Origin of the sequence: Saccharothrix longispora (assembly GCF_031455225.1) — a bacterium.
GTDB lineage: Bacteria > Actinomycetota > Actinomycetes > Mycobacteriales > Pseudonocardiaceae > Actinosynnema > Actinosynnema longispora.
In genome coordinates this window covers 5,558,690-5,584,982 of sequence record NZ_JAVDSG010000001.1, presented here as the reverse complement: position 1 = coordinate 5,584,982, position 26,293 = coordinate 5,558,690, and the positions used below count along the sequence as shown (strand labels likewise).

The window sequence follows — 26,293 nt, the reverse complement described above, 5'->3', positions numbered from 1 at the left end:
GTTCCCGCTGTTCCCGTTCCCTCGGCCGGGTCGGCCTCAGCCGGAGTACTTCCGGGTGCACAAGCCGGAGCCCTCGAAGAACCCGTCCCGGAAGGCCTCGACCCGGGCGAACCCCGACGGCACCACGGTTCCGTTCACGTCGGCCGCGATCAGGCTCTTGTCGGCCAGCAACTCCGCCACGGCCTCGTCCAGGTCCCCGGACGACAACCGAAGCCGGGCCTCGTTCTCCGTCGTGGTCCCGGCCCAGGCGCCCGTCAGGCACGCCGTCCGCAACCCCGCCGCAGGCCCCTCCAGGGAGTACCCGGTGGCCTTCTGGATGGACAGCGCGAAGCGGGACGCGATCTCGGCGAACGCGGCGAAGTCGCCGATCCCGCCCTTCTGGCCGCGCTTCGGCGGAGTGCCGATCTTCACCAGGTCCGGCAGGTCGATGGACACCGAGTTGGTCGCCGGGCAGTACGACGCGGGCGAGGTCTCGGCGGCGTCCTGGCAGTCGTCCTCCTCCGTGGTGAAGGTGGGGGGCGTCGCACCGGACTCGGCGTACGCGTCCTTCAGCGACTGCTCCAGCAGGTCCAGGTAGCGCGGGTCGTCCACCTTGAGGTTGCCCTTGCCGAACCCCTGGTCCTCGTCCTGCGCGTCGAACTTCTGCTGCGTGATGCGGGCCTTGATCTCCGCCTCGTCGATCGCGGCGCACCGCGTCGGGTCGCCCGCGAAGCCGAACTGGAACGCCGACACCCGGTCGAACGCGCTGCCGTGCGCGCCCTGCTTCTCGGCGGACGTGCCCGCCGCGTCGCGGATGAAGAACATCGTCGCCAGCACCTGGTTCAGGCCCGGCCCGGTCGAGATGCGGAAGTGCTCCGACTTGCCCTCGGCGACCCACCGGAAGAAGTTGCCGGCGTAGCAGTCCGCCTGCTGCTCCTTGATGATCGTCGGCGTGGCCTGGTTGACGCCGCCCTTGTCGCCGAGCTTGTACTGCACGGCGTGGCCCATCTCGTGCGCCAGCACGGTCACCACGGACATCGGGCCGAACGCGTCGTCGAGCATGGGCAGCAGTTCGCCCCGGTCCCACGCGATCGAGTCGTCCAGGGAGCAGTAGAACGCGTTGGCCACGCCCGCCGTGTTGGTGCGGCAGATGTCGACGCCCTTGCCGTTCGAGTCGTACGACACGAGCCGCTTGACCGGCGCGAACTCGACGTCGAACTTCGCCGGCAGCTGCTCCGCCCAGTACGCCTCGACGTCGGCGAGGGTGTTGATGGCCAGCCGGTCCATCTCGCCGCCGTCGCCGTTCTCCACCTGGAGGTCGGCGTCCGGCACGCCGGGCTTCGGCCCGCTCTCACCGGTGGTGATCTCCAGCCCCGACACCTTGCTCACGTCCGGCCGCTCGGACCGGCCCTGCCCGCTGACCAGCTGCGTGCACCCGGTCAACGCCAGGACGGCGACGAGCGCCGTGAAGAGAGAAGCCCGTCGACCCATGCCCCAGCTCCATCGTTCCCGCGGTTCACGTTGATGCCGAACCCTACCCAGCGGATCGCCCGTTCGGGTGGGAGCCGGTGAATCCTCAGCCCAACCCGCAGGACTCGACGCCCTCCAGCACCCCGCCGCGGAACACCTCGACGCGCTTGAAGCCGGGGTCCAGCGCGGACCCGCCGCTCGCGTCGCGCGCCGCGTAGTCGTAGGTCAACAGCACCCGCACGGCCTCGTCCAGGTCACCGGGGGACAGGCCGAAGCCCTGCTGCCGGGTGAACACCTCGCGCGTGTACGTGCCGGCCAGGCACAGCGCGCCGGTCGCCGCCGCCTCGCCCTCGACGTCCACGCCGACCTGGGACATCGCGGCCAGGCCGTAGCGGCTGGCCAGCAGCACGCCCGTCGCGTAGTCGCCGATCTCGGCGTGCAGCTCGGGCAGGTCCTCCTTGACCTCGATCTCCACCGACTTCTCGGCCGGGCAGAACGCCACCGGCCCCTGGTCGCCCGAGCAGTCCGGCTCGGTCTCGGTGGCCGTGGCCCCGGGCTGGACCCACGTCCCGCCCGCCGACTCGACCAGCGCCTTGTAGTAGGCGTTCAGGTCCGGGGTGATCGACTCCAGCATCTCGTCGAACGGCAGGTTGCCGCCCCGGTCGCGGTCGTCGGCGCTGGTGAACGCCTCCTGCGTGAACGGCCGGTTCTGCACGGTCATCGCCGCGCAGAACTTCGTGCCCTGCTGGTAGCCGTCCTGGAACGCGGACACGCGGTCGAACGCGTTGCCGTGCGCCGACTGGTCGTCCGGGGACGTGCCGACGGGGTCGCGGAAGGTGATGAGCGCGCCGAGGGCCGAGTCGAGCGTGTCCGACCCGATGTCGAGGTGCTCGGACTTGCCGTCGTTCACCCACTTGATGAACGAGCCGGCGAAGCAGTCGGCCATCGCCTCGGTGAGGATCGTCGGGTACCTGGCGGGGTCGCGCCGCTCCGCCTCGGGCGTGATGCCCATGCGGTTCTGCACGGCGTGGCCCATCTCGTGCGCCAGCACGATCACCACGGCGGCGTCGCCGAACCGGTCCTTGAGCACCGGCAGCAGCGCGGCCCGGTCCCAGGCGATGGCGTCGGCGCTCGGGCAGTAGAACGCGTTGCCCTCCACGTCGCTGGCCTTCTCCGTGCACGGCGGCGGCTTCGCGGACGGGTCGGACGTGTCGACCGAGTAGATGCCGCCCTCCAGCGGCTGCCACGGCTCGCCGAACGTCGTCGGGAAGGTCTCCTCCCAGAACGAGTCGACGTCCGTGATCGCGGTGGCCGCCAACTGGTCGATGGGACCGCCGTCGGTGCCCTGGATGAACGCGGGGTCGACGGTGCCCTTGGTGACCGCGTCACCGGCCGTGGGCGAGCCCGTCACGAGGTGCGTGCAGGCCGTCGTCGTGACGAGGAGCGTCGACAGCAGGACCAGCCGAGCCGAAGCGAGCCGCATTCGTCCATTGTGCCTGCCCGCACCCCCTGCGGGGGGCCGGACGAGTCAGGTCGTGCCCCGCACGGCCCACGCGCGCGCCGTCAGGCTGATGGAGCCGTCGCGCCCGGTCGGCAGGCGGTCGCGGACCGCGTCCCGGACGGCGAGCCGCCGGTCCTCCGGCAGCGACGCCAGGTAGGACGGCGCGAGGCCCTGGCGCCCGAGGAACGGGGTCCAGTAGTCGTCGAAGTCGGCGAACGCGGTCGGCACCTCCAACGCCCGCACCTCGACCCCGTCCAGCCCCGCGCCGCGCCACAGGTCTTCGAGGGGCTCCGGCCGGCACAGCGTGAACCGCTTCGCCTCGGTGCGCTCGGCCACGGCGGGGTCGAGCGAGGCGGCGGCCTCCCAGAAGTGCCACATCATCGCCATGCCCCCGGCGTAGTCCCAGACGTAGGCGGCCACGACGCCGCCGGGTGAGGCGACCCGCGCGAACTCGCCCACCGCCCGCGCGGGGTCCGCCACGAAGTTCAGCGCCAACCCGCTGACCACGACGTCGAACCGCCCGTCCGGCAAGGGCAGGGAACAGGCGTCCCCGACCCGGAACACGACCCGCTGGTCCCGCACCCGTTCGCGCGCGGTCCCCAGGAACCCCTCGGACGTGTCGACCCCGACCACCTCGGCGGGGTCGGCCACCGCCGGCACGGTCCCGGTCAACGCCCCGGTGCCGCACCCCACGTCGACCCACCGCCGTCCGGCGGGCACGTCGAGCCAGTCCAGGAACAGCGCCGCGACGGGCCTGCTCCACCGCCCGACGTACGCCTCGTACGCGTCACCCACCGCCCACATGTCCCCGGCCACGGGGTCGAGGGTGGCACGGACGACGCCTGTCCGCCGCTGTTCAGCGCAGTCGTGGCGTCGCGGTGCGGCTCGCGGTCGCCCACCGGAGCGCAGGACTTCGTCGGGGCGTCACGCGGTTCCGCGGACCGGCGTTCGGCGGCCCGGAGGTGCGGCGGGTGGGACGAAGCAGGGGGCCCTCCCAGGGCCCCCTGCCGGGCGTCGGGACGGGGCGGCGCCTCAGGCCTCGGTGATCCCGCCCGCCGCGTCGACCCCGCCGGACGGCTCGACCCTGCCGTCCGGGGTGGCCGCGTCGACCCCGCCGGACGAGGCGACCGGGGCCGACCCCGGCGTCCGCACCACCTTCGGGGCCTCCGTCACCGCACCGCTCTCGCTCACCCCGGACAGCGCCATCGCCGACGCCTCACCGGCCACGGGCTCCTCCGGCGTCAGCCACAGCACGCCCGACGGCGGCAGTTGGAGCACCGCCGACGCGGGACGGCCGTGCCACGGCCTCTCCTCCGCGTCCACGCCACCCAGGTTGCCCACGCCCGAACCGCCGTAGGCGCCCGAATCCGTGTTGACGACCTCCCGCCACCGCCCCGCCGACGGCAGGCCCACCCGGTAGTCGTGGTGCGGCTGACCGGCGAAGTTCGCGACGCACGCCAGCACCGAGCCGTCGTCGCCGATGCGCAGGAAGCTCAGCACGTTGCCGCCCGAGTCGTTCGCGTCGATCCACGAGAAGCCCTCGGGGCGGTCGTCCGCGCTGTAGAGCGCCGGGCACGACTTGTAGACGCCGTTGAGGTCGGAGATCAGCGTCCGCAGGCCCGCGTGCAGCGGGTCGTCCAGCAGGTGCCAGTCCAGCGACCGCGACTCCGACCACTCGCCGCGCTGCCCGAACTCGCCGCCCATGAACAGCAGCTGCTTGCCGGGGTGCGCCCACATGAACGCCAGCAGCGACCGCAGGCCCGCCGCCTTGTTCCAGTCGTCACCGGGCATCCGCTGCCACAGCGAGCCCTTGCCGTGCACGACCTCGTCGTGCGACAGCGGCAGCGTGAAGTTCTCGCTCCACGCGTACACCAGCGAGAAGGTGATCTCGTTGTGGTGGAACGAGCGGTGGACCGGCTCGCGCGACAGGTAGTGCAGGGTGTCGTGCATCCACCCCATGTTCCACTTGAAGCCGAACCCGAGGCCGCCCAGGTGCGTGGGCCGCGTGACGCCCGGCCACGCCGTCGACTCCTCGGCGACCATCACCACGCCGGGGTGCCGCTTGTAGACCGTGGCGTTGAGCTCCTGGAGGAACCGCACGGCGTCGAGGTTCTCCCGGCCGCCGTACTGGTTCGGCAGCCACTGCCCCTCCTGCCGCGAGTAGTCGAGGTACAGCATCGAGGCCACCGCGTCGACCCGCAGGCCGTCGATGTGGAACTCCTCGATCCAGTACAGCGCGTTCGCGACGAGGAAGTTGCGCACCTCGTTGCGCCCGAAGTCGAACACGAGCGTCCCCCAGTCGGGCTGCTCGCCGCGCCTCGGGTCGGGGTGCTCGTACAGCGCGGTGCCGTCGAACTTCGCCAGCGCCCACGAGTCCTTCGGGAAGTGCGCGGGCACCCAGTCCATGATCACGCCGATGCCGCGCCGGTGCAGGGCGTCCACGAAGTGCCGGAAGTCGTCGGGGGAGCCGAACCGCGAGGTCGGGGCGTAGTACGACGTCACCTGGTAGCCCCACGACCCGCCGAACGGGTGCTCGGCCACCGGCATCAGCTCGACGTGCGTGAACCCGGCCGACGACACGTAGTCGGCCAGCTCCTCGGCCAGCTCCCGGTAGCCCAGGCTCCGCCCGTCCTTCTCGGGCATCCACGACCCCAGGTGCACCTCGTACACCGACATCGGCGCGTTGACCCACTGCGTGGCGTCGCGCTTCGCCTCCCACTCGGCGTCGCCCCACGAGTACGTCGACTCGGTGACGACCGACGCGGTCGCGGGCGGCTTCTCGGCGGCGAACGCCATCGGGTCGGCCTTCTCGTGCCACGCGCCGTCCTGGCCGAGGATGCGGAACTTGTACCGGGTGCCGACGGGGACGCCGGGGATGAAGATCTCCCACACCCCGGACGAGCCGAGCGAGCGCATCGGGTTCGCCCGGCCGTCCCAGCCGTCGAAGTCGCCGATCACCCGCACGCCCCGCGCCGTCGGCGCCCACACCGCGAACGACACGCCGCTGACGACGCCGTTGGGCGTGTCGTAGGTCCGCACGTGCGCGCCGAGCACGTCCCACAGCCGCTCGTGGCGGCCCTCGCCGATCAGGTGCAGGTCCAGCTCGCCGATCGTCGGCAGCCACCGGTACGGGTCGTCCACCTCGACGACCCGGGACCCGTACTCGACCTCCAGCCGGTAGTCGCCGGGGTGCTCGGGCAGTTCCCCCGCGAACAGCCCGTCGGTCACGCGGTCCAGCTCGAACCGCTTGTCGCCGGCCATCACGGCCACCGCGGACGCGCCCGGTCGCAGGGCGCGCGCCACCACGCCTTCGGGGACGTGGTGCACGCCCAGCACCGAGTGCGGGTCGTGGTGCGACCCGGCCAGCAGCCGGTCGACGTCCTGGGGCGAGATCATGACTGCACCGCTCCCTCTCCAGTGATGCGGGCGATCGACGACAACGGGACCGTCAACCACTCCGGTCGGTTCGCGTGCTCGTAGGCGACCTCGTACACGGCCTTGTCCAGTTCGAACGCGCGCAGCAGGTAACCGCGCTCGCGCGGGTCGCCGACCGTCTGCGACGCCGACTCCGCGTAGCCCTGGGTGAAGGCCGCCCGGTTGCGCCGCGACCACTCCAGCGCCCGCACGGCCAGCTGGTGGTCCTCCGGCCGGCCGACGAGCAGCTGGTGCGCCGCGTAGTCGAACGACCTCAGCATCCCGGCCACGTCGCGCAGCGGCGACCGCAGCGCCGTCCGCTCGTCGATCGGCGCGCCCGGCTCGCCCTCGAAGTCGATCAGCAGCCACCCGTGGACGGTCCGCAGCACCTGGCCCAGGTGCAGGTCGCCGTGGATGTGCTGGATCGCGACGGCCCCCGGGGTGTCCCTGGCCTGCTCGAACGCCTCGCGCAGCGCGGGCACGTACGGCTCCAGCTCGGGTACCCGCGCCACCACGTCGTCCAGCCGGGTGACCATCGCCTGGACGCTGCGCTCGATGTCGTCGGCGTCGGCGTGCTCGGCGCCCAGCGCGCGCTCCAGGTCGGCGTGCACCGTGGCGACGGCCTGGCCGAGCCGCTGCGCCTCGCCCGCGAAGTCGCCGCCCACCTCGTCGGCGTGCAGGTCCCGCTCGGTCATCAGGTCGCGCACGCTCGTCGTGGCCATGGCCCAGCCGTCCACCGCGTCCGGCAGGAACTGCTGGAGCATGCCGACGGTCGTGCCGCGGCCGTCCAGCTCGCCGGTGATCGACCCGAGCGGCTGCGCGATGTGCTCGCAGCCCACCTCGTGCAGGGCCCGCTGGAGCACCAGGTCCGGGTTCTCGCCGAACGTGAGCTTGCGGAACAGCTTGAGGATGTACTGGCTGCCGAACACCAGCGAGGTGTTCGACTGCTCCGAGGTGATGCGCCTGCCGCGCAGGCCCGCCTGGATCTCCACGCCCGGCTCGTGCGCGAACACCAGCCCGCCGACCTCGCGGCCCTCCGCGATCAGGTCGAGCAGCAGCCCGGTCAGCTCGGGGTCGCCCGTCGCGTCGTGGTTGTCCGGCTGGTCGGCGACCAGCAGTTGGTACGGCTCGCGCCGGTCGCCCTGCTCCACCTCCACCACGAGGTGCACCAGCACCGGTGCGCCGTCGCGCAGCACGGTCGTCCGGAGGGGGCGGACCGAGGTGATCGGGCGGTCCTTGCCGCCGAACCACCGCTGCTCCGGCAGCCACGCCGGAAGCTCGGCCACCACCTTGTCGACCAGGTCGTGCGCTTCGGTCACGTCCTTCACCTGCTCTCGCTGTCGTCGCCCGCGTCCACGAGCTGGAACCAGTAGAAGCCGTGGCCCGGCAGCGTGAGCAGGTACGACAGGTCGCCGATGCGGGGGAACCGGACACCGCCGGTCAGCTCGACGGGCCGGGAGCCGCGGTGCTCGGACAGGTCGAGCTCGACCGGCTGCGGGAACCGCGACAGGTTGTTCACGCACAGCACGACGTCCTCGCGGCCGTCGGGCCGGCAGTAGCGCCGCCGGTAGGCCAGCACGCTGGGGTTGGACCCGCCCAGGTCGGTGAAGTCGCCCTCGGCGAACGCGTGGTGCTGCTTGCGCACCTCGATCATCCGGCGGGTCCAGTTGAGCAGGGACGACTGGTTGTTCAGCTGGGCTTCGACGTTGAGCCCCTGGTAGCCGTACACCGGGTCCATGATCACGGGCAGGTAGATGCGGCCCGGGTCGCACGACGAGAAGCCGGCGTTGCGGTCGGGGGTCCACTGCATCGGCGTGCGCACCGCGTCCCGGTCGCCGAGCCAGATGTTGTCGCCCATGCCGATCTCATCGCCGTAGTAGAGCACCGGCGAGCCGGGCAGCGACAGCAGCATCGCGGTGAACAGCTCCTGCTGGTTGCGGTCGTTCTCCAGCAGGGGCGCCAGGCGGCGGCGGATGCCGATGTTCGCCTTCATCCGCGGGTCCTTGGCGTACTCCGCGTACATGTAGTCACGCTCTTCGTCGGTGACCATCTCCAGCGTCAGCTCGTCGTGGTTGCGCAGGAAGATGCCCCACTGCGCGCCCGACGGGATCTGCGGCGTCTGGGCCAGGATCTCCGAGATCGGGAACCGGGACTCGCGCCGCACCGCCATGAAGATGCGCGGCATCAGCGGGAAGTGGAACGCCATGTGGCACTCGTCGCCGCCCACCTCGGGGTCGCCGAAGTACTCCACCACGTCCGACGGCCACTGGTTCGCCTCGGCCAGCAGCACGCGGCCCGGGTACTCGTCGTCGACGACCTTGCGGCAGCGCTTGAGGAAGTCGTGCGTGCGCGGCAGGTTCTCGCAGTTCGTGCCCTCCTGCTCGAACAGGTACGGCACGGCGTCGAGCCGGAACCCGTCGATGCCGAGGTCGAGCCAGAACCGCAGCGTGTCCAGCATGGCTTCCTGGACGTGCGGGTTCTCGAAGTTCAGGTCCGGCTGGTGGGAGAAGAACCGGTGCCAGTAGAACTGGCCGCGCACCGGGTCGTACGTCCAGTTGGACGACTCGGTGTCGACGAAGATGATCCGCGCGTCGGCGTACTTCTGATCGTCGTCGCTCCAGACGTAGTAGTCGCCGTACGGCCCGTCCGGGTCCGACCGCGACTGCTGGAACCACGGGTGCGCGTCGCTGGTGTGGTTGAGGACCAGGTCGGTGATCACGCGGATGCCGCGCCGGTGCGCCTCGTCCAGCAGGTAGACGAAGTCCTCGACGGTGCCGAACTCGGGCAGCACGGCGCGGAAGTCGGAGATGTCGTAACCGCCGTCGCGCAGCGGCGAGGCGTAGAACGGCGGCAGCCACAGGCAGTCGACGCCCAGCCACTCCAGGTAGTCCAACCGCGACGCGAGACCGCGCAGGTCGCCGGTGCCGTCGCCGTTCGAGTCGCTGAACGCCCGGACCAGCACCTCGTAGAAGACCGCGCCCTTGAACCAGTCCGGTTCGCGCGGCACCAGCTTCGCCGAGCGGAAGTCCTCGGCCTGCGGTTCGACGAGCATGCCGTCCGCGCGGATGCCCTCACCGGTGTGGGGGACGGTCTCCAGCCCTACCAGGGCGGCGTCGGGTCGGACCTCTTCATGCATCTGTGCTCCACCTCGTCCCACCTCATTGGGGGTACGTTCGATAGTCCCGCGCGCTCGTCTGCGAGCGCGGGGACTGCGTGAAAAGGGACCGGATCGGTTGTCGCCTGTCGCCGGCTGTCGTGGCCGCCGGCCGCCGGACCCCGCCCTAGCCGGATCGGCGCAGCACGCCCACGACGTGGGCCGCGGCGCGCCACGGTTCCAGGCGGACGTAGTTCGCCTGCCCCCAGTCCCAGGTCTCCCCGGTGACCTCGTCGTGTGCGATCAGCCGCTCGTGCCAGTCGATGCCGAGCGCGGGCAGGTCCAGCCAGACGGTGCCGTCCTGCGCCTCGTGCGGGTCGAGGTTCACCACGACGACCACCGTGTCGCCGGTGGCCGGGTCCTGCTTCGAGTAGGCGATGAGGGCCGGGTTGTCGACGTGGTGGAACCGCAGCGTTCGCATCTGCTGGAGCGCCGGGTGGGCCCGGCGGATCGCGTTCAGCTTGCGCAACCACGGTTCGAGCGACCTGCCCTCGGCCACCGCCGCCGCGTAGTCGCGGGGGCGGAGCTGGTACTTCTCCGAGTTCAGGTACTCCTCGCTGCCCGGCTTGACGGGCTCGTGCTCGAACAGCTCGTAACCCGAGTACACGCCCCAGGTCGGCGCCATCGTCGCCGCCAGCGCCGCGCGCAGCGCGAACATGCCCGGCCCGCCCACCTGCAACGACTCGTGCAGGATGTCCGGGGTGTTCACGAACAGGTTGGGGCGCGCCTCATCCCAGTGCGCGACCAGCTCGTTGCCGAACTCGGTCAGCTCCTCCTTGGTCGTGCGCCAGGTGAAGTAGGTGTAGCTCTGCGTGAAGCCGAGCTTGGCCAGGCCGTACAGGCGGGCGGGGCGGGTGAACGCCTCGGACAGGAACAGCACGTCCGGGTGGCGGCCCTTGACCGCCCAGATCAGCCACGCCCAGAAGTCCGGCGGCTTGGTGTGCGGGTTGTCGACCCGGAAGATCTTCACCCCGTGGTCGACCCAGTGCAGGACGACGCGCAGCACCTCGTTGTAGATGCCCTGCGGGTCGTTGTCGAAGTTGACCGGGTAGATGTCCTGGTACTTCTTCGGCGGGTTCTCCGCGTAGGCGATCGAGCCGTCGGGGCGGGTGGTGAACCACTCCGGGTTCTTCAGCACCCACGGGTGGTCGGGCGCGCACTGGATCGCCAGGTCGAGCGCGACCTCCAGGTCCAGCTCGCGGGCGCGGGCCACGAACGCGTCGAAGTCCTCGATCGTGCCCAGCTCGGGGTGGATCGCGTCGTGCCCGCCCTCGTCCGCGCCGATGGCCCACGTCGAGCCCGGGTCGTCCTCGGTGGCGTGCAGGGTGTTGTTCGGGCCCTTGCGGTTGACCCGGCCGATCGGGTGGATCGGCGGCAGGTAGGCGACGTCGAAGCCCATGGCCGCGACGCGGTCCAGCTCGCGGGTCGCGGTGGCGAACGTGCCGTGGACCGGCACGCCCGACTCGTCCACGCCGCCCGTGCTGCGGGGGAAGAACTCGTACCAGGAACCGAAGGCGGCGCGCTTGCGGTCGACCCAGACCTTCTGCGGCTTGCCCTTGGTGATCAGCTCGCGGACCGGGTGCTCGTGCATGACCTGGCGGACGTCGGCGGCCAGCGCGGGGGCGACCCGCTCGGCCAGCGGGCGGTGCTGGTCGCGCAGCGCCGCGGCGGCGTTGGCCAGCAGCGGCTTCTCCCGGCGGCGGTCGGGCCGGCGGGAGACGCGGTCGAGCAGCAGCGCGCCGCTCTCCAGGTCGTTGGCCAGCTCCTCCGGACCCTGCCCGGCGGCGATCTTCACCTCGACGGCGTGCACCCACGTGGCCCACGGGTCGCTCCAGGCGTCGACGCGGAACGTCCAGGCGCCCTCGGCGTCCGGCACGATCGTCGCGGCCCAGCGGTCGAGGCCCACGCCCAGCGGGACCATCCGCGTCTGTCTGGCGACCCGGTCGTTCGGACCCCGCCACGCGACGGTGGCGGCGACGGCGTCGTGCCCCTCGCGCCAGACCGTCGCCTCGACCGGAACGTGCTCGCCGACCACGGCTTTCGCCGGGTAACGACCACCGCTCACGATCGGGGAGACGTCGTCGATCCCGAGTCGTCCACTCATCGGCAGCAGCGCCCCTCTCACCTGGTGTGACGCGTGCACGGTCAAGTCTGCCCGCAGCGGCCGGACCAGCCGTCACCGGGACCCACCTGCTGTTCGTACCCCGTCTGATGGCATCGCACACGTGGCGAGCACGTTCTCGCCGTGGAGGGCAGGTTCCCAGGTCCTGGGGTCCCGCCCGGTTACCGCGCCGTCACCGTTCGGGCGACGGCGCGGGAACCTCCGGTGAACATGATCAATGACGCGGGGCGCGAACGCACGTCGGTCAGCTCCGGCGCATCGACGCGACGAATGCCGACCAGCGCGCGGACGGGACGGCGAGGGTCGCGCGGGTGTTCTTGGAGTCGCGCACGCCGACCGCGCGCTCCGCGCCGGCGAACCGGACCTCCACGCAGTTGTCGGTGGCCGCGCCGCTGTAGCTGCTCTTGAACCAGCCGGTGGGGATGTCGGACATGGTCAGGACCTCCTCAGTGCCTCTCTCAGGACGTCCTTCGATTCTGCCGGGCCCGTCGAGAGCTGCTTGAGCCGTTGGAAGACCCGCCCCAGGGGGAGGGTGTCCGCCGGGTCGTCCAGGTAGGGCGAGGGGCCGTACGCCACCGACGCGAAGCCGATCGCCGGGGCCGGGGGTTCGAAGTGCAGGAGCGTGAACCCGGCGTGCGGCGCCGGGCTGTTCCTGGTCGTGGCCGACAGCAGCCAGAGGTCCACCCCGGGCCGGTCCGCGACCCGGAGCAGGTGCTCGACCTGCCGCCGCATCAGCTCGCGGTCGCCGAACTCGGCGTGGAAGGCGTCGTCGGTCACGATGAACTCGACCCTGCGCGGCGGCGTCGAGTCGAACACCACCCGCTGCCGCTCCAGTCGGAACGCCACCCGCTCGGCCCGCTCCTCGTAGGACGGCTCCCACCACAGCCCGTCACCCGCCCGCATCACTGCTTCGGCGTACTCCCCGGTCTGGAGCAGTCCCGGGAAGATGCCCCGTTCGTAGGTCATGATCACGCTTGCTTGTGATTCGAGGGTCGCGAACCGCCGGTAGGAATCCGGCAGGTGATCTACATAAGCACGTGACCTCGGATACCTTTTCCGTGCCTCGACACTCATCGCGAGAAGGCGATCGCGCTCCTCGGGGGTGACGTCGAGGAAGGTCAGGAGCGTCTCCAGCTCTTCCGGTCGGAGGTTGCTCCGGCCTGCCTCGACCTTGTTGATTCGACCTTGATCGCGGCCGATCGCCCGTGCCGCCTCGACCTGTGAGCGCTGTGCGCGCAGTCGGAACCGACGCAGTTCGGCACCGAGCAACCGGCGGGGCATGGTCTGGGCGGTCTGGCCCACGATCACTCCTTCGAGTACTTACGCAAGCTGCCTAAAGCAGATTAACTGGGTGGCATCAAGCAGAGGAGGTGGCGCCGTGGGGCGCGTGGCTGTCGGTGGTTGGGTGAAGGCGTACGACGGGGCCCGGGTGGTGCACGCGGTCGACGTCGAGGACGAGGCGGTCGAGTTCTCGTTCCAGGGGGACAACACCTTCCAGTTGGTCCTGACGGAGCGGGTGCTGGAGGAGTGCGCGGCGCTGTTCCCGCAAGCCCTGATCGATTATCGGGCCGCCGTGGCCGAGCGCGGGGTCACACGTTCGGGGGCTTGATCATGCGGGTTCCGGCCTCCCCTGTTAACGCTTGCGGCGCTTCTGCGAAATAACTTGCAGGGAAGCGTTGTCGCAGGTCCGGCTGTATCGGTCCCTGCATCGGTTCGGGTGACCGTTGCTCGACACCGCTGGATGGGGGATAAGGTCCGACGCCATGCGAGCACTCCGCCGGTTCACCGTCCGAGCCAGCCTGCCCGAGCCGCTCGGGGCGCTGGGCACCCTCGCCACCAACCTGCGGTGGACGTGGCACCAGCCCACCCAGGACCTGTTCGCCTCCGTCGACCCGGAGCTGTGGGCGGAGCACGGCGACCCGCTCCGCCTGCTCTCCACCGTGTCGCCCGAACGCCTCGACGCGCTCGCCGGCGACGGGCAGTTCCTGACCCACGTCCGCGCGCTCGCCGACGACCTGCACCGCTACACGACCGGCCCCCGCTGGTTCCAGCGCCGCCGGGACGAGGGCCGGCAGCGCCGCGAGCACGGCGACCACGAGTCGGCCCCCCTGCCCGCGGCCGTCGCCTACTTCTCGATGGAGTTCGGCGTCACCGAAGCCCTGCCGAACTACTCCGGCGGCCTCGGCGTCCTCGCCGGCGACCACCTGAAGGCGGCGTCCGACCTGGGCGTCCCGCTGATCGCGGTCGGCCTGCTCTACCGGTCCGGCTACTTCCGCCAGGCGCTGAGCCTCGACGGCTGGCAGATCGAGCACTACCCGGTGCTCGACCCTCGCGGCCTGCCGCTGGAGCTGCTGACCGAGCCGTCCGGCGCGCCCCTCCTCGTGCACGTCGCCATGCCCGGCGACCGCGTGCTGCGCGCCAAGGTCTGGAAGGCCCAGGTGGGCCGCATCCCGCTGCTCCTGCTCGACTCCGACGTCGAGGAGAACGACGAGGACCTGCGGGGCGTCACCGATCGCCTCTACGGCGGCGACCAGGACCACCGCATCCGCCAGGAGATCCTGGCGGGCGTCGGCGGCGTGCGGGCCGTGCGCACGTACTGCGACCTGACCGGTCACCCGAGCCCCGAGGTCTTCCACACCAACGAGGGACACGCCGGGTTCCTCGGCCTGGAGCGCATCCGCGAGCTGGTCACCGGTGAGGGCCTGGACTTCGACCAGGCGCTCGCCGCCGTGCGCGCGGGCACCGTGTTCACCACGCACACCCCCGTGCCGGCGGGCATCGACCGGTTCCCCGTCGACCTCGTCCAGCACTACTTCGGCTCCGAGACGCTGCTGCCGGGCGTGAACACGCAGCGCGTCCTCGCCCTCGGCGCGGAGGAGAACCCCGGCCTGTTCAACATGGCCCACATGGGCCTGCGGCTCGCGCAGCGCGCCAACGGCGTGTCCAAGCTGCACGGCCGGGTCAGCCGCGACATGTTCCGCGGCCTGTGGCCGGGCTTCGACGCCACCGAGGTGCCCATCGGCTCGGTCACCAACGGCGTGCACGGCCCGACGTGGGCCGCGACCGAGATGAGCAGGCTGCTCGGCGACGGCGAGGACGACGGCGTCGGCCCGCACGGGTTCGAGCCGGTCACCGACCAGCGGCTGTGGGAGCTGCGCAACGACCTGCGCGGCAAGCTCGTCGACGAGGTCCGCCGCCGCACCCGCGCCTCCTGGCTCCAGCGCGGCGCGTCCGCGCTCGAACTCGGCTGGACCGACTCCGTCTTCGACCCGGACGTGCTGACCGTCGGCTTCGCCCGCCGCGTGCCCACCTACAAGCGGCTCACGCTGATGCTGCGCGACCCGGAGCGGCTGCGCGCGATGCTGCTGCACCCCGAGCGCCCCGTGCAGCTGGTCGTCGCGGGCAAGTCGCACCCGGCCGACGACGGCGGCAAGGCGCTGATCCAGCAGATCGTGCGCTACGCCGACGACGCGGGCGTGCGCCACCGGATCGTGTTCCTGCCCGACTACGACATGTCCATGGCCCGGTACCTGTACTGGGGCTGCGACGTGTGGCTGAACAACCCGATGCGCCCGCTGGAGGCGTGCGGCACGTCCGGCATGAAGTCGGCGCTCAACGGCGGCCTCAACCTGTCGATCCGCGACGGCTGGTGGGACGAGCTGTACGACGGCAGCAACGGCTGGGCCATCCCGACCGCGGACGGCGTCACCGACCCGACCCGGCGCGACGACCTGGAGGCCGCCGCGCTCTACGACCTGCTCGGCAACCAGGTGGCGCCGCTGTTCTACGACCGCGGCGAGGACGGCGTGCCCGCGCGCTGGCTCTCGATGGTCCGGCACACGCTGGCCTCGCTCGGCCCGGCCGTGCAGGCGTCGCGCATGGTCCGCGAGTACGTGGAGAACCTGTACGCGCCCGCCGCCGCGTCGGCCGCGTCGGTCGTCGGCGAGGGCTACCGCGGGGCCAAGGAGTTGGCCGCCTACCGGCAGCGGCTGCGCGCGTCGTGGACGCGGGTGCGGGTGCTCGACTCGGACGTCTCGCTCAACGGGTCCGCCGCGCCGCTGCTCGGCGCGCCGGTCGGCGTGCGGGCCCGGGTCGAGCTGGCCGGGCTGGAGCCGTCCGAGGTGGACGTGCAGGTGGCGCTCGGCCGGGTCGGCGACTCGGACGAGCTGTACGACGTGGTCACGCACGGCATGGCCTACGCGGGCAACGGCAACTACGAGGCCGAGGTGCCGCTGCCGCACGCGGGCGCCGTCGGGTACACCGTGCGCGTGCTGCCGCGGCACGACCTGCTGGCGTCACCGGCTGAACTCGGACGTGTGGTGCTCGCGGGCTGGTGACCCGGTCGGATGACCGTCGGTGGTGACCGACGGTCATCCGGAGCGCATTTCCTCCAACACGTCAGAACCGCGTTCGACCTTCAGGTGAAATCGGTGTCTCCGCTGGTAGCGGGCAGTTCAGCGCCTTACGCTCGATTGCGTGGAACAGCCCGCCGAACGGGTCGCCGATCGTGCTGGAGGTCGAGTGGGAACGATCCGGAAATCGATCGCGTCCGGTATTTCCCTGATCGTCGCGGGGGTCGTCCTCGTCGTCCCCTCGGCGGTGGCGGAGGAACCCCCGGCGGCGTGCGGCGGGCTGGTGGGGCAGCTGTCGTCGACGCTGAAGGGGGTCGTCGACGGCGTCGTGGCCGAGCCGCCCGAGGGCAAGGCGGTGTCGGAGGCGCTCGGCGACTCACTCGGTCTGCTGACCGCGATGCAGGGCGCGAAGTGCCTGCCGGTGCCGCCGGTGAGCGCGCCCGCCGCCGGGTCGCCGGCCGCCGAGCCGTTCTTGGGGCCGGAGCTGTGCCCGTCCCACGCGATGGCCTCGTTCGCCGGGGTCTACAGCGTGCTGAGCAAGGTCGTGCCCGGCGCCGTGCCGCCCGACCTGGGCAAGCTGAAGAACGAGGTCACCGGCGTGCTCAAGACGGTGAAGGACCTGCTGGCGAACTGCGGCCTGCCCGAACCCGAGGGCGGACTGCCGACCGTGCCCGCGCCGGGTTCGCCCTCACCCACCTCCACCACCACCCCCTCGCCCACGACGACGTCCGCGCGGCCCACCTGACGAGGGCTGGTGGGGGCGGGTGTCAGCCGACGTCGAGCCGGGCGCTGGTCTCGGCCACGCGCGGCATCCAGCCGGCCAGCTCCACCGCCTCCACCAGGGTGCGGCGGGCCGCCGCGTTGTCGCCGGACGCCATCTGCGCGCGGGCGATCGTGGCCAGCGCGTCCGCCCGGCCCAGACCGCTCTCGCTGGAGTTCCCGGCCTGGGTGGCCAGGGTGATCGCGGCGGCGTGGTCGTCCTCCAGCAGCGCGAGCTGCGCCAGCGTGCCGGTGCAGCGGTAGCGCGGGTAACCCAGCTGCATCGCGCCCTCCACGGCCCGGCGCGCGGCGGGCAGACCGATGTCGGCGGGCACCTGACCGCCCTCCACGGCGTTGGCCGTGGCACTGGCCATCTCGGCCATCACGAACGCCATGTCGCGCGGCTCCAGGTCCGTGCGGCCGACCAGGGCGCTCACCGCGTGCAGCGCCTCGGCGTACCTGGTGCGCAGGGTCAGCACCGCGACCTTCGCGGACGTCGACAGCAGCAGCGTCGGGTACCGCCGCGCCATCTCCTCGGCCGCCACCTCGGCCCGGTCGAGGTCGCCGACCGCGAGCAGGTCCGACACCTCGTTGACCAGCGGTGTCGCCTCGAACTCCTCGGCGGTGCGCCCGGTCAGCCGGGGCAGCGAGAACAGGAACCAGCCGGGCGACGTCGTGCCCGCCCCGCGCCGCGGCCACAGCGCGTTGACCAGCACCGCCGTGCCGGCGATGGCGAACCCGTGCCAGAAGCCCCCACCCGACCGCGCTGCCGGCCAGGCCCCCGCCACGGCCGCCGCGCTCGGCACGAGGGAGGTGAGCGCGGCCAGGAAGAGCCGCCTGCGCACGGGCGCCTTGACCGAGCTGAGCCCGACGGCGAACAGCAGCGGCACGGTCCGCCACACCACCCGCCGCCGCGGGCTGGTCCACGCGCGCACCTCACCGCCCACGCCGATGACGACCAGCGGCACCCGGACGCCGAACACCAGGGCGCCCACCAGCAGTCCCAGCTGGAGCAGCGCGAGCACCGCCCACGTCCCGACCGCGGCCCCGCCGAAGCTCGCCACGCTCGGCCGCCAGACCGCCAACACCACCAGGACCAGCCCGGTCAGCCATTTCCACACAGAGCAGGAGACGCTACCGCCCCACCCCGGGTTCCCACCGCGAACCGCAACACGCAACACGCGAGCCCCGAACGCACGACACGCGGTGCGCGAACGCACGACACGCGCGTGTCGTACGTTCGCGCACCGCGTGTCGTACGTTCGCGCCCGGTGAGTCGTACGTTCAGGTCAGGTGACGGCTTCGGTGGGGCCCGGGCGGACGGGGAGGCCGGCGGCGGCGTAGGCGCGGAAGCCGCCCACCAGGTCCGTCGCCTTCGGCAGGCCCACGCGCTGGAGGTCCCGGGCGGCCAGGCTGGAGGAGTAGCCCTCGTTGCAGAACACGACCACGGTCGTGTCGGCGGTGAAACCGGGGATGCGCGACTCGCCGGCCGGGTCGAGGCGCCACTCCAGCACGATCCGCTCCACCGGCACCGAACCGGGGATCTCGCCCTCGGCGGCCCGGTTCTCCCGCGGCCGGATGTCGACGACCAGCACGTCGTCGAGCTCGGCCAGCTCGTGCGGCTCCACGCGCGCCAGCGAACGGCGCGCCTCCTCCAACAACTGCTCGACGCTCACGGGTCCTCCTGGTCGGCCAACTCGCGCAGCCGCTCCAGCGGCAGCCTCCGCGCGGGCAGTGGCGGGATCTCGTCCGGGATGTCGAGCAGGCTCGGGTACTCCCGCGTCGGCACCAGCGGCGGCGAGTACGCGTGCACGCTCGCCGCCCCGATCATGCCCCGGTTCAGCACCCGGTGCGCGCGGCCCGCGCCGAACCCGAGGGCGCTCCCCGCCGGACGGGTGGCGCCGCGGACCGGACCGCCGGGGTAGCGGTACTCCTCGGACAGCTCGCCGGTGAGCACGGTGAACGAGCCCGCCGCGCCACCGTGGTCGTGCGGCTCGGTGCCCTGGCCGGGCAGCCAGCTCAGCAGCCACAGCTCCACGCCCCCGGTCAGGCCCAGGCGCGCCCACCAGCGCCGCTCCCGGTCGTACCGGAGGATTTCCAGCAGCGGGGTGGTCAGCTCGCTTGCGACGGCGGAGGTCAGCTCGCGCAGCTCGCGCGGCGTCCACAGCTCGCGGTCGGGGTGGACGAGGTCGCGCAGCGGCGGCACGTCCAGCGCCGGGTGCAGGTCGACGCGCGGGGTCGTCGTGGTCACGGGGTCGCTCCTGACGGCTACGGGTGCGGGTAGCGATCGGGACGCGACGCGGTTCCGGGGTGGCTCCTGGGCCTCCTACCGACCGCGCCGCGTCCGGCTACAGCCGCACGACGCCACCAGCAGGAGGTCGATCGTGCGGTCGCGCCACGTGAGCAACGGCCGGTCCACGTCGGCATCCTGTCACGGCCCGCGGCACCCCGCCCGGGCGCTCTCACCAGGCAGGATTGCCTCGGTGCCCGAGCGATCCGGGTGACCCCGACCGGGTCAGCCGGGCACGCGCAGCAACATCAGCGACCGGCCGCCCAGCACCAGCGGCGCACCCGCCGCGAAGCTGCCCGGCGTGGCCGGCGAGCCGTCGGCCGTGGTCGTGTCGACCACCGGTTCGTAGCGACCGCCGTACTCCGCGCCCGGCAGGGTGACCTCCAGCGGCTCGTCGCCGGCGTGCACGAGCAGCAGCCACGAGTCGTCGGACACCAGCTCGCCGTCGCGCGAGCGGGACAGCGACGTGGAACCGTCGATCCACATGCCGAGGAACCGGCGGCCGTCGTCGAACCAGTCCGTCTCGGCCATCTCCTCGCCGTCCGGGCGGAACCACACCAGGTCCGGCGCGCCCGACGGGGTGGTGCGGCCGTCGAAGAACGCGGGCTGCCGGAGCGCGGGGCTGGTCGCGCGCAGCGCGATGACCCGCCGGGCGAACGCCAGCATCGACTCGCCCTCGGGCGACAGCTCCCAGTCCACCCAGGACGTCTCGTCGTCCAGGCAGTAGGCGTTGTTGTTGCCGAGCTGGGTGCGCCACAGCTCGTCGCCCGCGGTCAGCATCGGGGTGCCGGTGGACAGCAGCAGCGTGGCGAACAGGTTGCGGGCCTGCCGGGCGCGCAGCGCGAGCACCTCGGCGTCGTCGGTCCCGCCCTCGGCGCCGCAGTTCCACGACCGGTTGTCGTTGGTGCCGTCGCGGTTGTCCTCGCCGTTGTCCTCGTTGTGCTTGTCGTTGTACGACACGAGGTCGCGCAGCGTGAACCCGTCGTGCGCGGTGACGAAGTTGATCGACTGCCACGGCCGGCGCAGGTCGTCGGAGTACAGGTCGGACGACCCGGACAGCCGATAGGCCAGGTCGCGCACGCTCGTCGCGCCGCGCCAGTAGTCGCGCACCGTGTCGCGGTAGCGGCCGTTCCACTCGGCCCACTGCACGCCGAAGTCGCCCACCCGGTAGCCGTCGCCGGTGGCGTCCCACGGCTCGGCGATCAGCTTGCACCGCGACAGCACCGGGTCGGTGGTGATCGCGGTGAGCATCGCCGACGCCCGGTCGAAGCCCCGCCCGCCCGGCCGGCCCAGCGTGGACGCGAGGTCGAACCGGAACCCGTCCACGCCCAGCTCGGTCGTCCAGTACCGCAGCGAGTCGGTCACCAGGCGCACGAACTGCGGCGACCCGGCCTCGGTGGTGTTGCCGCAGCCGGTGATGTCGAGCGTGCCGCCGCCCTCGATGTGCAGGTAGTAGCCGGGCGCGTCGAAGCCCCGGTAGGACAGCGTGGGACCGTCCGGCCCGCCCTCGCAGGTGTGGTTGTAGACGACGTCGATCAGCACCTCGATGCCCGCCGAGTGCAGCGCGGACACCATCGTGCGGAACTCCTCGACCTCGCGGCCGGGCTCGCTGGCGTACCCGGGGTGCGGCGCGAACCACGCCAGCGGCGAGTAGCCCCAGTAGTTGTGCCGGCCGGCCTCGACCAGCGACGGCTCGTCGAGGAACGCCTGCACGGGCAGCAGCTCGACCGTCGTCACGCCCAGCCGCACCAGGTGCTCCACGACGGCCGGGTGGGCCAGGCCCAGGTAGGTGCCGCGCAGGTGCTGGGGCACGCCGGGGTGCCGCTGGGTGAAGCCCTTCACGTGCAGCTCGTAGACCACCGCCTCCTCGAACGGCACCTCGGGCTTCACGCCCGTGTCCGGCCCGCCGGGCGAGGTGACGACGGACAGCGGCACGCTGCCCAGCGAGTCGACCGTCGACGGCCCGCCGTGCATCGGGTCGCCCACGTAGCCGAGGGCGGCGTCGAGGTCGGTCAGCGCGCCCGTGATCCTGGTCGCATACGGGTCCACGAGGATCTTCGCCGGGTTGCAGCGCAGGCCGCGCGAGGGGTCGTACGGGCCGTGCACGCGGTAGCCGTAGCGCTGCCCGGGGGTGACGCCGGAGATCAACCCGTGCCACACGCCGAACGTGCGCTCGGTCAGCTCGACGCGCTCCTCGGTACCGTCTTCGCTGATCAGACACACCTCGACCGCCTCGGCGGGCGGTGCGGACACGGCGAAGCGCACACCCCCGGCCTCCGGGTGGGCCCCGAGGGGGAACGGTCGGCCGGCAAGCAGGATCGAGTCGGCTGGCATACCGCGATCCTTCCAGCAGCCACCGACGGCGTGGGGATGAGCGCGCGACGTGGCCGGAACGTCACACGAACCCGCACCCGCCGCACCGCCCGCGAGAGGGCTTGCAGAACAATGGCCGGGGTTGGTGTCGATCGGGGCGAGGACGAGCGTGGAAAACGAAGATCTGGTCATCCACATGCAGGGTGTTTCGGTTCGACGTGGCAAGACCACGCTGGTCGGCGACGTGGACTGGGGCGTGGAGCTCGACGAGCGGTGGGTCGTGCTCGGCCCCAACGGCGCGGGCAAGACCACGCTGCTGCGCCTGGCCGGCGCCGAGCTGCACCCGACGAAGGGCAAGCTGCACCTGCTCGGCGAGCGGATCGGCAAGACCGACGTGTTCGAGCTGCGCCCGCGCATCGGCCTGTGCTCGGCGGCCCTGGCGAACCGCATCCCCGACGAGGAGAAGGTCGTCGACCTGGTCGTCAGCGCCGGGTACGCGGTGCTGGGCCGGTGGCGCGAGGAGTACGACAAGCTCGACACGGGCCGCGCGGAGGAGCTGCTGGGCGCGCTCGGCATCGAGCACCTGGCCGACCGCGCGTTCGGCACGCTGTCCGAGGGCGAGCGCAAGCGCACCCTGATCGCCCGCGCGCTGATGACGGACCCGGAGATGCTGCTGCTCGACGAGCCGGCCGCCGGGTTGGACCTGGGTGGGCGCGAGGACCTGGTGGCGCGCCTCTCAAAGCTGGCGCTCGACCCGGACGCCCCGGCGATGGTGCTGGTCACGCACCACGTGGAGGAGATCCCGCCGGGCTTCACGCACGCGCTGCTGCTGCGCGAGGGCGGTGTCGTGGCCCAGGGCCTGCTGGCGGACGTGCTGACCGAGGAGAACCTGACCAAGACCTTCGACCAGCCGCTGGAGCTCCAGCGCGCGGGCGACCGGTACTTCGCCCGCCGCAAGCAGGCGTGACGGCCCGGCGGGCAGCCTGACTACCCGGTAGTAACCTGCGAGGCGGCTAGTGAGGCACGGTCGAGGAGGACTGCGTGGCTGAGTTCGTGAGGCTCGAAGTCGAGGACGGGATCGGCACCATCCGGCTGGACCGCCCGCCGATGAACGCGCTCAACAGGCAGGTCCAGGAGGAGATCCGGTCCGCCGCGCTGGAGGCGGCCGACCGCGCCGACGTGTTCTCCGTGATCGTCTACGGCGGCCCGAAGGTGTTCGCGGCCGGCGCGGACATCAAGGAGATGGCCGGGCTGTCCTACGCCGAGATGGCCGCCCGCGCGGGCTCGTTCAGCTCGGCCCTGCGGGCGGTCGAGGAGATCCCCAAGCCGACCGTGGCGGCCGTCACCGGCTACGCGCTCGGCGGCGGCTTCGAGCTGGCGCTGTGCGCGGACCGCCGCGTCGCGGGCGACAACGCCAAGGTCGGCCAGCCGGAGATCCTGCTCGGCGTCATCCCCGGCATGGGCGGCACGCAGCGCCTGCCGCGGCTGATCGGCCCGTCGAAGGCCAAGGACCTCATCTACACCGGCCGGTTCGTGGGCGCCGAGGAGGCGCTGCGGATCGGCATGGTGGACGAGGTCGTCGCGCCCGATGACGTGTACGAGGCGGCCAGGCGGTGGGCGGCGCAGTTCGTCGGCGGCCCGGTGCGCGCCTACGCCGCCGCCAAGGCCGCCGTCGACGGCGGCCTCGACACCGACCTCGGCAGCGGCCTGAAACTGGAGAGCCAGCTGTTCGCGGCGATGTTCGCGACCGAGGACCAGAAGACCGGCATGGCGTCGTTCATCGAGAACGGCCCGGGGAAGGCGAAGTTCAGTGGCCGTTGATCGCGTGGACACCCCCGGGCAGGCGGACCCCGTCGACCCGAAACCGCACCCGCACGCCACCGCGGAGGAGGTCCAGGCCGCCTACGGGGACCCCAAGCTCGCCAACGTGCTCTACCACGACTGGGAAGCCGGCACGTACGACGAGAAGTGGTCGATCTCCTACGACGAGCGCTGCATCACCTACGCCACCGACCGGTTCCGCGCCGTCGCGGGCGACACCGGCCCGTACGCGCACGCGCTGGAGCTGGGCTGCGGCACCGGGTTCTTCCTGCTCAACCTCATGCAGGGCGACGTGATCGGAAAGGGGTCCGTGACGGACCTGTCGCCGGGCATGGTCGAGGTGGCGCTGCGCAACGCCGAGCAGCTGGGCCTGCCGGTGGACGGCCGGGTCGCCGACGCCGAGCGCATCCCGTACGACGACGACACGTTCGACCTGGTCGTCGGGCACGCGGTGCTGCACCACATCCCGGACGTGCCCGCCGCCATGCGCGAGGTGCTGCGGGTGCTCAAGCCGGGCGGGCGGTTCGTGTTCGCCGGGGACCCCACGAACGTGGGCAACTTCTACGCCCGCAAGCTCGGGCAGCTCACCTGGTGGCTGACCACGAACGTGACGAAGCTGTCGCCGCTGAACGACTGGCGCCGGCCGCAGGAGGAGCTGGACGAGTCGTCGCGCGCGGCGGCGCTGGAAGCCGTCGTGGACCTGCACACGTTCGACCCGGGCGAGCTGGAGCGGACCGCGCGCGGCGCGGGCGCGGTGGACGTGAAGGCGGTGACCGAGGAGCTGTCGGCCGCGCTGTTCGGGTGGCCGGTGCGCACGTTCGAGGCCGCTGTGCCGCGCGAGAAGCTGGGCTTCGGCTGGGCGATGTTCGCCTACCGCACGTGGCAGCGCCTGTCCTGGGTGGACGAGAACGTGCTGTCGAAGGTCCTGCCGCGCGAGGTGTTCTACAACGTCTCCGTGACGGGCCGCAAGCCGGTCTAGCGGAGCCGCTCCAGTGGGGTACGAGTTCAGCCTCGACGACGTGGCGCACCTGCGTTCCGACGCCGGTCGCGCCGCGTTGTCGTCGTTGGCCGACCTGCCGCTGACCGACGCGTCGCGGCTGTCCGACGTGCGGGCGGCGCGGGCGGTCGCGCCCGGGCACTTCGCGGCCGTGCTGGAGACCCTGCTGCTGCGGCGCAAGGCGGCGGGCCGGGTGCCGTTCGCGGAGGACGGGCTGTTCACCGCCGACGCGCTCCAGCAGGCCACCGCGCACCCGGTCGCCGCGCACCGGGCCCGGCGGTTCACCGGTCCGGTGCACGACGTGACGTGCTCGGTCGGCGCGGACCTCGCCGCGCTGCCGCCGGGGTCGTTCGGCTCCGACCTCGACCCCGTGCGGCTGGCGATGGCCCGGCACAACGTGCCCGGCGCGGCCGTGGTGCGCGCCGACGCCCTGCACCCCGTGTCGCGCGGGGTGCCCGTGCTGGCCGACCCGGCGCGACGCGACTCGGCGGGCCGCCGCACGTGGCGCCCGGCCGACTTCCTGCCGCCCCTGGACGGGCTGGCCGCCGCGTACGAGGGCCGCGACCTGGCCGTGAAGTGCTCACCGGGCGTGGACTTCGCGGTCGCGCCGTGGGCCGACGAGGTCGAACTGGTGTCGCTGGACGGCGCCGTGCGCGAGGCGTGCCTGTGGACGCGCGGCCTGGCCACGCCGGGCGTCGCGCGGCGGGCGACCGTCCTGTCGTCGTCCGGCGCGGAGTGGACGATCACCTCCGCCGACCCCGACGACTGCCCCGTCACCCCGCCCGCCGAGTGGCTGGTCGACCCGGACGGCGCCGTGGTGCGGGCGGGCCTGGTGCGCCACTACGCCGCCCGCCACGGCCTCGCCCAGCTCGACGAGCGCATCGCCTACCTGACCGGACCGACCCCGCCGCCGGGCGTGCGCGCGTTCCGCGTGCTGGAGCACGGGCACTACGGCGAGAAGTCCTTGAAGGCGCTCCTGCGCGCGCACGACGTGGGCAGGCTGGAGATCCTGGTCCGCGGCCTCGACGTGGACCCGAACGCGCTGCGCCGCCGGCTGAAGCTCGGCGGGTCGGTCGAGCGGACCGTCGTGCTGACCAGGATCGGCCGTGAGCCGGTGTGCCTACTCGCCGTCGCCGAGCGCACCCAGCCGCTCGAACAGGAAGTCGCGCACGGCCGGTAGGTCCGCGCCCGTCGTGACGTCCACGCGCCGCCCGGCGGGTGCGTCCAGGCGGCGGTCCGCGACGACCGCGCCGCGGCCCGGGCCGAACGCGCACTCGACGTCCACCGGGTAGGCGGCGGTGGTGAGCAGGCCCGGCCGGATCGCCTCCGCGACCGCGACGGCGTCGTGCACGGCCATGCCGTCGATGCCCAGGAAGCGGCGGTAGGTGGCCAGGTAGTCGGGGGTGAGGCCGACCAGCTTCGCGGCCCGCGCCGAGGTCCGCGCGAGGTCGCCCAGCCACTCGCCGCTCACCGCGCAGCGGCTGGTCAGGTCCATCGTGACCAGCGTCGTGGGCACGTCCTCGTCGGCCAGCACGCGGCGGGCCGCCTCCGGGTCGCACCACAGGTTGAACTCGGCGGACGCGGTGATGTTGCCGCCCTCCAGGCCGCCGCCCATGATCACCAGACGGGCGATCTTCGGCTTCACGTGCGGGTGCGCGGCCAGCAGCAGGGCGATGTTCGTCAGCGGGCCGACGGGCACGACCGTCACCGGCCGGTCGGCGGCCTCCAGCAGCTCGCGCAGCAGCGTGACGGCGTCGCGCGCGTCGACCGGCGCGGTCGGCTCGGGCAGCGTGTGGCGGAAACCCGACAGGCCGTCGGAGCCGTGCGCGCTGGACAGGCGCGGCTGCGGGTGCACGAGGGGACGCGCCGCGCCCACCGCGACCGGCACGTCCTCGCGGTCGAGGAGGGCGCGCAGGCGCAGGGCGTTCTCCGTGGTGTCGGGCAGGGCGACGTTGCCGAACACCGTGGTCACGCCGAGCAGTTCGACCTCCGGGCTGGCGACCGCGAGGGCCAGGGCGAAGGCGTCGTCCACGCCCGGGTCGGTGTCGATGATGAGGGGTGTCGTCACGTGCCCCATCCTGGACGGCCGGTGGCCGGTGGCCCGCGCGCGGGTGCCGGCTA

General features: G+C 72.4%; 21 protein-coding genes. 7 read left to right on the top strand and 14 right to left on the bottom strand.

The features are described from left to right. Nucleotides 1-36: 36 nt before the first annotated feature. The 9 genes from J2S66_RS23250 to J2S66_RS23210 all read right to left on the bottom strand — a co-directional run bounded on the left by J2S66_RS23250 (nucleotide 37) and on the right by J2S66_RS23210 (nucleotide 12,921). On the bottom strand, nucleotides 37-1,470 hold the full coding sequence (locus tag J2S66_RS23250; protein ID WP_310309360.1) for a neutral zinc metallopeptidase: 1,434 nt from the start codon (nucleotides 1,468-1,470) through the stop codon (nucleotides 37-39). Nucleotides 1,471-1,555: 85 nt separating this feature from the next. Then, nucleotides 1,556-2,932 carry a neutral zinc metallopeptidase gene (locus J2S66_RS23245; RefSeq protein WP_310309359.1) on the bottom strand — a complete coding sequence of 459 codons (1,377 nt, stop codon included), beginning with the start codon at nucleotides 2,930-2,932 and terminating at the stop codon, nucleotides 1,556-1,558. A 45-nt stretch (nucleotides 2,933-2,977) separates the two neighbouring features. Next, nucleotides 2,978-3,766, bottom strand: coding sequence for a class I SAM-dependent methyltransferase (locus J2S66_RS23240; protein WP_310309358.1), 789 nt, complete (start codon nucleotides 3,764-3,766; stop codon nucleotides 2,978-2,980). 216 nt (nucleotides 3,767-3,982) lie between these two features. Beyond that, entirely contained in the window at nucleotides 3,983-6,346 is a 2,364-nt protein-coding gene (gene glgB, locus J2S66_RS23235) for a 1,4-alpha-glucan branching protein GlgB (RefSeq protein ID WP_310309357.1), read from the bottom strand. Beyond that, on the bottom strand, nucleotides 6,343-7,683 hold the full coding sequence (locus J2S66_RS23230) for a maltokinase N-terminal cap-like domain-containing protein (protein ID WP_310309356.1): 1,341 nt from the start codon (nucleotides 7,681-7,683) through the stop codon (nucleotides 6,343-6,345). The genes glgB and J2S66_RS23230 overlap by 4 nt, the downstream gene beginning before the upstream one ends. Before the next feature lie 5 nt (nucleotides 7,684-7,688). After that, nucleotides 7,689-9,500 (bottom strand): maltose alpha-D-glucosyltransferase, encoded by a 1,812-nt coding sequence (gene treS, locus J2S66_RS23225; RefSeq protein WP_310309354.1) that lies wholly within the window; start codon nucleotides 9,498-9,500, stop codon nucleotides 7,689-7,691. 145 nt (nucleotides 9,501-9,645) lie between these two features. Then, nucleotides 9,646-11,622, bottom strand: coding sequence for an alpha-1,4-glucan--maltose-1-phosphate maltosyltransferase (locus J2S66_RS23220; protein ID WP_310309353.1), 1,977 nt, complete (start codon nucleotides 11,620-11,622; stop codon nucleotides 9,646-9,648). A 262-nt stretch (nucleotides 11,623-11,884) separates the two neighbouring features. After that, a complete protein-coding gene (locus J2S66_RS23215) occupies nucleotides 11,885-12,073 on the bottom strand; it encodes a DUF397 domain-containing protein (RefSeq protein WP_310309352.1) in 189 nt (62 codons plus the stop codon). A gap of 2 nt (nucleotides 12,074-12,075) precedes the next feature. After that, nucleotides 12,076-12,921, bottom strand: coding sequence for a helix-turn-helix domain-containing protein (locus tag J2S66_RS23210; RefSeq protein WP_344960529.1), 846 nt, complete (start codon nucleotides 12,919-12,921; stop codon nucleotides 12,076-12,078). A 97-nt stretch (nucleotides 12,922-13,018) separates the two neighbouring features. Here J2S66_RS23210 and J2S66_RS23205 point away from each other — a divergent pair, with 97 nt between their 5' ends. The 3 genes from J2S66_RS23205 (at nucleotide 13,019) to J2S66_RS23195 (ending at nucleotide 16,737) form a co-directional block, all read left to right on the top strand. Continuing rightward, nucleotides 13,019-13,249, top strand: coding sequence for a hypothetical protein (locus tag J2S66_RS23205; protein ID WP_310309351.1), 231 nt, complete (start codon nucleotides 13,019-13,021; stop codon nucleotides 13,247-13,249). A 154-nt stretch (nucleotides 13,250-13,403) separates the two neighbouring features. Beyond that, nucleotides 13,404-15,977, top strand: coding sequence for an alpha-glucan family phosphorylase (gene glgP / locus J2S66_RS23200; RefSeq protein ID WP_310309350.1), 2,574 nt, complete (start codon nucleotides 13,404-13,406; stop codon nucleotides 15,975-15,977). 184 nt (nucleotides 15,978-16,161) lie between these two features. Then, on the top strand, nucleotides 16,162-16,737 hold the full coding sequence (locus tag J2S66_RS23195; RefSeq protein WP_310309349.1) for a hypothetical protein: 576 nt from the start codon (nucleotides 16,162-16,164) through the stop codon (nucleotides 16,735-16,737). A 22-nt stretch (nucleotides 16,738-16,759) separates the two neighbouring features. On the opposite strand, the gene J2S66_RS23190 is transcribed toward J2S66_RS23195, so the two are convergent. From J2S66_RS23190 to glgX, 4 genes are all read right to left on the bottom strand, one after another. Further along, nucleotides 16,760-17,872 (bottom strand): tetratricopeptide repeat protein, encoded by a 1,113-nt coding sequence (locus J2S66_RS23190; protein ID WP_310309348.1) that lies wholly within the window; start codon nucleotides 17,870-17,872, stop codon nucleotides 16,760-16,762. A gap of 168 nt (nucleotides 17,873-18,040) precedes the next feature. Further along, nucleotides 18,041-18,427 (bottom strand): rhodanese-like domain-containing protein, encoded by a 387-nt coding sequence (locus J2S66_RS23185; protein ID WP_310309347.1) that lies wholly within the window; start codon nucleotides 18,425-18,427, stop codon nucleotides 18,041-18,043. After that, nucleotides 18,424-19,002, bottom strand: coding sequence for a cysteine dioxygenase (locus tag J2S66_RS23180; RefSeq protein WP_310309346.1), 579 nt, complete (start codon nucleotides 19,000-19,002; stop codon nucleotides 18,424-18,426). The genes J2S66_RS23185 and J2S66_RS23180 overlap by 4 nt, the downstream gene beginning before the upstream one ends. Before the next feature lie 264 nt (nucleotides 19,003-19,266). Further along, nucleotides 19,267-21,375, bottom strand: a complete 2,109-nt coding sequence (gene glgX / locus J2S66_RS23175; RefSeq protein ID WP_310309345.1) for a glycogen debranching protein GlgX — start codon at nucleotides 21,373-21,375, stop codon at nucleotides 19,267-19,269. 175 nt (nucleotides 21,376-21,550) lie between these two features. Between glgX and J2S66_RS23170 the strand changes: the two genes are divergently transcribed. The 4 genes from J2S66_RS23170 to J2S66_RS23155 all read left to right on the top strand — a co-directional run bounded on the left by J2S66_RS23170 (nucleotide 21,551) and on the right by J2S66_RS23155 (nucleotide 25,352). After that, nucleotides 21,551-22,321 carry an ABC transporter ATP-binding protein gene (locus J2S66_RS23170; protein ID WP_374726212.1) on the top strand — a complete coding sequence of 257 codons (771 nt, stop codon included), beginning with the start codon at nucleotides 21,551-21,553 and terminating at the stop codon, nucleotides 22,319-22,321. 74 nt (nucleotides 22,322-22,395) lie between these two features. After that, nucleotides 22,396-23,175, top strand: coding sequence for an enoyl-CoA hydratase/isomerase family protein (locus tag J2S66_RS23165; RefSeq protein ID WP_310309344.1), 780 nt, complete (start codon nucleotides 22,396-22,398; stop codon nucleotides 23,173-23,175). After that, complete coding sequence (locus J2S66_RS23160) at nucleotides 23,165-24,154, top strand: class I SAM-dependent methyltransferase (protein ID WP_310309343.1); 990 nt, start codon at nucleotides 23,165-23,167, stop codon at nucleotides 24,152-24,154. Before J2S66_RS23165 ends, J2S66_RS23160 begins: the two co-directional genes overlap by 11 nt. Before the next feature lie 13 nt (nucleotides 24,155-24,167). Further along, entirely contained in the window at nucleotides 24,168-25,352 is a 1,185-nt protein-coding gene (locus J2S66_RS23155) for a THUMP-like domain-containing protein (protein WP_310309342.1), read from the top strand. Here the strand turns inward: J2S66_RS23155 and J2S66_RS23150 are convergent. Continuing rightward, complete coding sequence (locus J2S66_RS23150; protein ID WP_310309341.1) at nucleotides 25,293-26,240, bottom strand: nucleoside hydrolase; 948 nt, start codon at nucleotides 26,238-26,240, stop codon at nucleotides 25,293-25,295. The genes J2S66_RS23155 and J2S66_RS23150 overlap by 60 nt on opposite strands. Between the last annotated feature and the right edge of the window lie 53 nt (nucleotides 26,241-26,293).